This window comes from Actinacidiphila sp. bgisy160, from assembly GCF_965342435.1.
Taxonomy (GTDB): Bacteria; Actinomycetota; Actinomycetes; order Streptomycetales; family Streptomycetaceae; genus Actinacidiphila.
This window is the reverse complement of sequence record NZ_CBDRCM010000106.1, coordinates 1-6,705: the sequence shown is the minus strand read 5'-3', so window position 1 is coordinate 6,705 and position 6,705 is coordinate 1. Positions and strand designations below refer to the sequence as shown.

At 73.5% G+C, this 6,705-nt stretch carries 8 protein-coding genes and 1 pseudogene; 5 read left to right on the top strand and 4 right to left on the bottom strand.

Annotated elements, in window-relative coordinates; translation table 11 throughout:
• Nucleotides 1–35 precede the first annotated feature (35 nt).
• Nucleotides 36–296: a Sec-independent protein translocase subunit TatA gene (gene tatA / locus ACRWNP_RS36675; RefSeq protein ID WP_431969273.1), complete on the top strand. Its 261-nt coding sequence runs from the start codon at nucleotides 36–38 to the stop codon at nucleotides 294–296.
• Nucleotides 297–316: 20 nt separating this feature from the next.
• Complete coding sequence (gene tatC / locus ACRWNP_RS36670; RefSeq protein ID WP_431969269.1) at nucleotides 317–1,168, top strand: twin-arginine translocase subunit TatC; 852 nt, start codon at nucleotides 317–319, stop codon at nucleotides 1,166–1,168.
• Nucleotides 1,169–1,188: 20 nt separating this feature from the next.
• On the opposite strand, the gene ACRWNP_RS36665 is transcribed toward tatC, so the two are convergent.
• Entirely contained in the window at nucleotides 1,189–1,638 is a 450-nt protein-coding gene (locus ACRWNP_RS36665) for a MarR family winged helix-turn-helix transcriptional regulator (RefSeq protein WP_431969267.1), read from the bottom strand.
• 134 nt (nucleotides 1,639–1,772) lie between these two features.
• Between ACRWNP_RS36665 and ACRWNP_RS36660 the strand changes: the two genes are divergently transcribed.
• Both ACRWNP_RS36660 and ACRWNP_RS36655 read left to right on the top strand, forming a co-directional pair.
• Nucleotides 1,773–3,242 (top strand): dihydrolipoyl dehydrogenase family protein, encoded by a 1,470-nt coding sequence (locus ACRWNP_RS36660; protein ID WP_431969265.1) that lies wholly within the window; start codon nucleotides 1,773–1,775, stop codon nucleotides 3,240–3,242.
• Nucleotides 3,243–3,320: 78 nt separating this feature from the next.
• Nucleotides 3,321–3,797 (top strand): MarR family winged helix-turn-helix transcriptional regulator, encoded by a 477-nt coding sequence (locus tag ACRWNP_RS36655; protein WP_431969263.1) that lies wholly within the window; start codon nucleotides 3,321–3,323, stop codon nucleotides 3,795–3,797.
• Between the two features lie 419 nt (nucleotides 3,798–4,216).
• On the opposite strand, the gene ACRWNP_RS36650 is transcribed toward ACRWNP_RS36655, so the two are convergent.
• Nucleotides 4,217–4,813, bottom strand: a complete 597-nt coding sequence (locus ACRWNP_RS36650; RefSeq protein WP_431969261.1) for a GOLPH3/VPS74 family protein — start codon at nucleotides 4,811–4,813, stop codon at nucleotides 4,217–4,219.
• 311 nt (nucleotides 4,814–5,124) lie between these two features.
• Entirely contained in the window at nucleotides 5,125–5,280 is a 156-nt protein-coding gene (locus ACRWNP_RS36645) for an STAS domain-containing protein (RefSeq protein WP_431969259.1), read from the bottom strand.
• A gap of 349 nt (nucleotides 5,281–5,629) precedes the next feature.
• Between ACRWNP_RS36645 and ACRWNP_RS36640 the strand changes: the two genes are divergently transcribed.
• Complete coding sequence (locus ACRWNP_RS36640; RefSeq protein WP_431969271.1) at nucleotides 5,630–6,163, top strand: DinB family protein; 534 nt, start codon at nucleotides 5,630–5,632, stop codon at nucleotides 6,161–6,163.
• Nucleotides 6,164–6,174: 11 nt separating this feature from the next.
• Here the strand turns inward: ACRWNP_RS36640 and ACRWNP_RS36635 are convergent.
• Nucleotides 6,175–6,342, bottom strand: a pseudogene (locus ACRWNP_RS36635) (dehydrogenase); the annotation flags it as partial.
• Nucleotides 6,343–6,705: the final 363 nt, after the last annotated feature.

Genomic DNA, 6,705 nt, shown 5'->3' with positions numbered 1-6,705 from the left:
GGACGGCAACTCAGCACCCAAGAAGGGAACCACCCATGTTCGGCAGGCTCGGAGCACCCGAGATCCTCCTCATCCTCGTCGTCGTCCTCCTCCTCTTCGGCGCCAAGCGGCTCCCCGACATGGCCCGTTCCTTCGGGCAGTCACTGCGGATCCTCAGGAGCGAGACCAAGGCCATGCGGGACGACGACGCCCACGAACCCCCGGGTACCGTGCCGGCCGCGGCCCTCGAGCCCACGGCGGGGACCCCGCACACGGCGCCCGAGGCCACCGCGACGAACGCGCCCCACCGGCGCTGAAGCGCCCGGACGGACCGGCCATGACCACCGGCACAGCGCGTGACCCCGATCGGATGCCCCTGAGGGAGCACCTGCGCGAACTGCGCAACCGCCTGCTCAAGGCCGTCGGGGCGATCCTGCTCGTCACCGTCGCGGCGGCCTTCTTCCACCGGCAACTGATCGGCTTCCTCATCGATCCGCTGCCCGGCTGCGCCCCCGGCCGCCTGACCGGGTCCTCCGGGGCGGAAGGTGCGGGTCACTGCGGCGTCATCGCCCTCAACGGTCTCCTCTCGCCGTTCACCCTCGCGCTGAAGGTGTCGATCACCGCGGGAGTGGTCTGCGCGAGCCCGGTGTGGCTCTACCAGCTGTGGGCCTTCGTCGCGCCGGGACTGCACCGCGGCGAGAGGAAGTACACCCTGGCCTTCCTCGGAGCCGGCATCCCCCTGTTCCTGACCGGCGCCGCGGTGGCCTACCGGACCCTGCCGACGACGGCCCGGGTGCTGATCTCCTTCACCCCGGACGACGCCACCAACATCCTGCCCGTCGACGACTTCCTCGACCTGGCCACCCGGATGGTCGTCGTGTTCGGTCTCTCCTTCGAACTCCCCGTGCTCCTCGTGCTGCTGAACCTCGGCGGGGTGATCAGCGCCCGGCGGATGGCCGGGTGGTGGCGCGGCATGCTCATGGGCGTCGCCGCCTTCGCGGCGGTCGCCACCCCCAGCACCGACCCGATCAGCATGCTGCTGCTCGCCGCGCCGATCAGCCTGCTGTACGGGGCGGCGTGCGCGGTCGCCTGGTGCAACGACCGCCGTCGGCGACGGCGCACCGCGTCGCCCGACCCGACCCCGGCTCCCGCCGAAGCCCCCGACGACGTCGCCGTCACCAGGTCATGACGCGCCCCGGCGGCAGCCGCTCACTCCGCCCAGGGTTCGAAGCCGGTGCCCAGGACGGCCTCGAGGAACCCGCGCAGCCGGGCCGCGTCCTCGGCCCCGAACCGCTCCTCGAACCGGGTCTGCACCTCGTTCCAGAGGGGGAGCGCCGCCTTCATCCGGGCGAGTCCTTCCGGTGTGATCGTGACGATCCGCGCGCGGCGGTCGGCCTTGGACGTCTCGACGGTGACCAGGCCCTCCCGCGCGAGCGGCTTGAGGTTGGAGGCCATCGTCGTACGGTCCATGGCGATCACGTCGGCGAGCGCGGTGATCGTCATCTCCTCATGGACGCTGAGCTGCTGCAGGATGCTGAACTGCGTCGCACGGAGGCCGACCGGGGCGAGGGCCTTGTCGTAGGTCGCGCCGAGGTACCGGGCCGCCTTGCGCAGCGCCAGGTTGTTGCACGAGTCGGCTTTCGACGCCGCAGTGGTCATGGTGTCCTCCCGAGCATCCTCCCCATGATACGAGCACCTGCTCCCACACGGGAACGCGGCCCCCGCGACGACACCCCTGGCGGCTCCCCGTGGCCGCACGGACACGCAACGCATGAAGAGCGACAGGAGAAGTGATGAAGACAGCGGACACCCTCGCGCGGAGCACCTACGACGTGGTCGTCATCGGCGGCGGCCCGGTCGGCGAGAACGTCGCCGACCGCGCAGCGGCCGCGGGGCTCAGCGCCGTGCTCGTGGAACGCGAGCTGCTCGGTGGCGAGTGCTCGTACTGGGCCTGCGAGCCGAGCAAGGCACTGTTGCGACCGGTGGTGGCACGGGCCGACGCGCTGCGTGTGCCCGGCCTCGACCGGGCGGCGGCCGGTCCGCTGGACGCCGCCGCGGTCCTCGCGCACCGCGACGCCATGGCCACGTACTGGAAGGACGAGGGCCAGGTCGCCTGGCTGGAGTCGGTCGGCGTCGACCTGATCCGCGGCCACGCCCGGCTCGCCGGCCCCCGCACGGTGGAGGTGCGCACGGCCGAGGGGGGCGGCGTCACCCTGACGGCGCGGCACGCGGTGGCCGTCTGCACCGGTACGGAAGCGGCGCTGCCCGACCTTCCCGGTCTCGACGCCGTACGCCCGTGGACGAGCCGCGAGGCGACCAGCGCCGACGCGGTGCCGGGGCGCCTGGCCGTGGTCGGCGGGGGAGTGGTGGCCGTCGAGATGGCCACCGCCTGGCAGGGTCTCGGCTCCCGGGTGACCATGCTGGTCCGCGACGCGGCCGGACTGCTGCCGAGGATGGAGCCGTTCGCCGGCGAGCTGGTCGCCGACCACCTGCGCGAAGCCGGCGCCGACCTCCGGTTCGGGGCCTCCGTGGCCTCCCTGACACGTGAGAACGGCGAGGTGCGCATCACTCTCGCCGACGGCGAGGAGCTGATGGCGGACGAGATCCTCTTCGCCACCGGCCGCACCCCGCGGACGCTCGACGTGGGCCTGGAGACCGTCGGTCTCACCCCGGGCGACTGGCTGCACGTGGACGACGAGTGCCGCGTGACCGGCGTGGCGGGCGACTGGCTCTACGCCGTGGGCGACATCAACAACCGCGCCCTGATGACCCACCAGGGCAAGTACCAGGCCCGGATCGCCGGCGCCGCCATCGCCGCCCGCGCCAAGGGCGAACCGGTCGACGGCACGCCTTGGGGCGCCCATGCCGCGACCGCCGACACCGTGGCCGTCCCCCAGGTCGTCTTCACCCACCCCGAGATCGCCACCGTCGGCCTGACCGCCCGCGAGGCCGAGCGCACCGGGCGGCGGGTCACGGTCGTCGACTACGACCTCTCCCGCGTCGCGGGCGCCCACCAATACGCCGCCGGCTACCGCGGCCGCGCCCGCATGCTCGTCGACGAGGACCGCGGCACCGTCGCCGGCGCCACTTTCGCCGGCCCCGGTGTCGCCGAACTGCTCCACTCCGCCACCGTCGCCGTCACCGGCGCGACGCCGATCGACAGGCTCTGGCACGCCGTGCCCGCCTTCCCCACGATCGGCGAAGTCTGGCTGCGGCTGCTGGAGACCTACCGCGACGGACGGAAGGGACGGACCGGGTCATGATTCCGGGCTCGTGAGGATTCCGCACTCCGGCCGGTCAGGAAGCGTTCGCTTCCTTCGCGGCGCAAGTAAACTAGGGGTATGTCAGACGTCACGCCGCGGCAGGAAGCGGCCCCTGAGGCGATGGTGCCGCTCAGTCCCGACGAGGAGGCGGTCGTCAGGTCGCTGAGCCGTGTCATCTACGCCCTGCCCCGAGCCTTGGACGCCGACATGGTCCGCGAACAGCGGCTCCCGCTCATCGAGTACCTGGCCCTCGTCCACCTCTCCGAGGCGCCCGACCGGCAGATGCGCATGAGCGATCTCGCGGGGGTCTGCGAACTGTCGGTCAGCGGGATGACACGCGTCGTCCACCGGCTGGAGAACGACGGGCTCGTCCAGCGCGTCAAGTGCACGAAGGACGCCCGCGGCTGGAACGCCGTGCTCACCGACGCCGGGCTCGCCCGCCTGCGGGAGGCATGGCGGACCAACCTGTCATCCGTGCGCCGTCACTTCCTCGACCATCTTCAGGGCGTGGACCTCAAGGCGCTGGGCGCGGCCCTGAGGAACGTCGCCACCTGACCGCCGCGTACGGTCGCCGCGCCCAGCCCGACGCCTCCGCCACTGTGCCGTGGCGGAGGCGCACCGCTCCGTCGGCGCGGGAACGTCTGTGGGACGTTGCCGTCGCCGCGGCGCGGCCCGGGGACGTCGTCGCGGGGGACAGGGCACCGCGTACCACGGCATCGCCACCCGGCCACCGGCCGGGACGCGCTTCCTCGGACGGCCCGTGTGGGGGCTCGATCGCAACCCACTCGCCCCGCTGCTGGGCGCCCAGCAGCGGGGCGAGTGGTCGGTGTCCCCGCGCCCCCCGGTGTCCGGCGCCGCTCGGGGACATCGCGCACTCCCTGAACGACCGGAGCGCCGCCCCTTCCGGCCGCGGGGGTGACGGCGACGCGCGGGGGCGGGACGAGACCGGTGCGCTCGTCGGCGGGCGCAACTCCTCAGGCCCGCCAGATGTTGTCGAAGGCCGCCTTCTCGATGTCCTTGCGCTGCCGCACCGACTGCAGCTCCTCCACGGCGTCGTGGACCGCGGCCAGCACGGTCGCCACGGCGTCGTCGCCGACCTCGGCGGCGGTGCGTTCCCCGCGGATCCCCGCGGCGGAGGCGAGGGCCGACAGGACGGGCTCCCCGGACGTCCAGCGGTCGAGCGCCTCCCGGCGGGCGGCGGAGTCCAGCAGCACCGGCTCCCCGGCGGCCCAGGGCCGCCAGCGGGGGCGGCTCACGGCGGTCAGCCCGGCCGCCCGCAGCGCGCCGCGGTAGACCGAGGAGAGGTTGCGGCCGCGGCGCCACAGCCAGTCCTCGACCGACTCGTACGGCGCCTGGTCGACGAGCGCCGACGCCGCCTGGTCCAGCAGGTGGTCACTGACGGCGGGCCCGGACCCTGGCACCAGGCGCTCACCGTCCAGGGTGACCGCCCGCGCTCCGAGCAGGTCGATCACCTCGGCGCCCGCGAGCGCGAGCGACAGGTCGCCCGGTTCGACGGGAGGGCTCGAAGGCACATCCATGCTGACGATCATCAGGTCCTGCGGCGTGCTCATGGCGGCTCCCGTCGAAGAGATCAACAACGATACGTCGCCCGGCGCCGCCGCCCACAGTTCCGGTCCACGGCGAGCCCTCTCTCGCGCCGCGCGCGGGTCCGGCCGGTGCGCCGTCAGGCGCACCATCCCGCCAGTCCCCGCATTGTGCCCCGGCCGGCGCCTTCGCTCCCGCGGCCGCCGGTTCCTGCCAGGTGGCCATGCCGGACTCTCCCCGGTTCGCCGCGGACCAACCGGACGTCGTGGAGCTCGGGCATCCGGTCCGACTCCGCGGCGGCCCGGCGTGAAGGGCCCGGCGAGGGGCGTGGCACGGGTCAGTGGCCCGGGGCGAGCAGGGCCCGGGTGTCGGTCAGCTCGAGAACGCGCGCCACACGCGGGCTCATCGTCCTGATCGTCAGTCCGCCACCGCGCCGGTCGGAGGTCCGCGCCTCCAGCAGGGCGTTGAGCCCCGCGCAGTCGAAGAAGGTCACCTCGGACAGACCAGCTCGAGGCCCCCTGGACGGGCCCGGACGGCCCTGACGAGGCAGCGTCGCAGATCGGCCGCACAACCGGCGTCCACTTCCCCGGTGATGACCGCCACCGCCCCGCCCGTGCCGTGCGGGGCTTATCGTGGCCCGGCCGGCGAAGCGCCGTGTGCCCCCGCCCGGCGGGTGGGAAGGCAGCGTCCACGGCCGGGGGAGCAGTGAGCGCCGCCGCGGCCCGCGTTGGCGACCGGGATGACCGACCGCGCTGTCGGTGGTGGGTGCGAGACTGCCCGGCATGATCGAAGCGAATCCCAGGGCGGACCTCCTCCGGTACCTGTAAGACGCACGTGACACCCTGCTGTGGAAGATGGACGGGCTGTCGGAGTGCGACGTCCGACGCCCCCTCACCTCCACGGGGACGAACCTGCTGGGGCTGGTCAAACACGCCGCCGGTGTGGAGGTGGGCTACCTGGGCGACACCTTCGGGCGGCCGTTCTTCGGTGACGAGCCGCCCTCCTGGTACCGGGAGGACGCGGAGGCCAACGCGGACATGTGGGCCACGGCGGACGAGTCGCGCGACGAGATCACCGGCCTGTACCGCAGGGTCTGGGAGCACGCGAACAGCACGATCGAGACGCTGCCCCTCGACACGGTCGGTCATGTCCCGTGGTGGCCGGAGGAGCGGCGGGCGGTGACCCTGAACCATGTGCTGGTGCGCGTGATCGCGGACACCCAGCGGCACGCCGGCCAGGCCGACATCGTCCGCGAGCTCATCGACGGCAGCGTCGGCTTCCTGCAGGGCAACGACAACATCCCTCCGGGCGACCGGGCGTGGTGGGAGGAGCACCGCGGCAGGCTCGAACGCGTGGCGCGCGAGGCCGGCGGCTGACGCGGGCGCGCGTCTTCGAAGAACGTGCCGGTCGGGCCGTCGTCGGGCAGGGTCGCGAGCTTGATGGCGATCGCCGCGCCCTGTTCGGGCGTACGCACGCCGCGGAAGCCGTTGAGGTCGGTCGCGACGTAGCCGGGGCAGCCGGCGTTGATCAGGATGTTCGTGCCGCCCAACTCCCGGACACAGGGGTGCCGTCGTTCACTCAGGGCCTGCTGGACAAGGGCCGCAAGGCGTGGACGAACGGGGCCTCGGCCTGATCGGCTCCCGCCGATGGGCCGCGGGTACCCGAGCGGGGCCATCCGCGGTGTCGACGCCCTGGCGCCGGACGACGCGCGGCGCGGCCGGACCGGCTTCTCGCCGGAGAACATCGCCGCGAACCTCGTCCTTGTCGGGCGCGTACGAGAGATCGCCGACGCGGCGGCGCGACACCCGGGCAGATCGCGCGGGTCGCGGCGCAGGGGGGCGTCGCCATCCCTGCTACGAAGCGGCGGAAGCACCCCGAGGAGAACGCAGCGGGGGGGGGGGGGGGGGGGGGGGGGGGG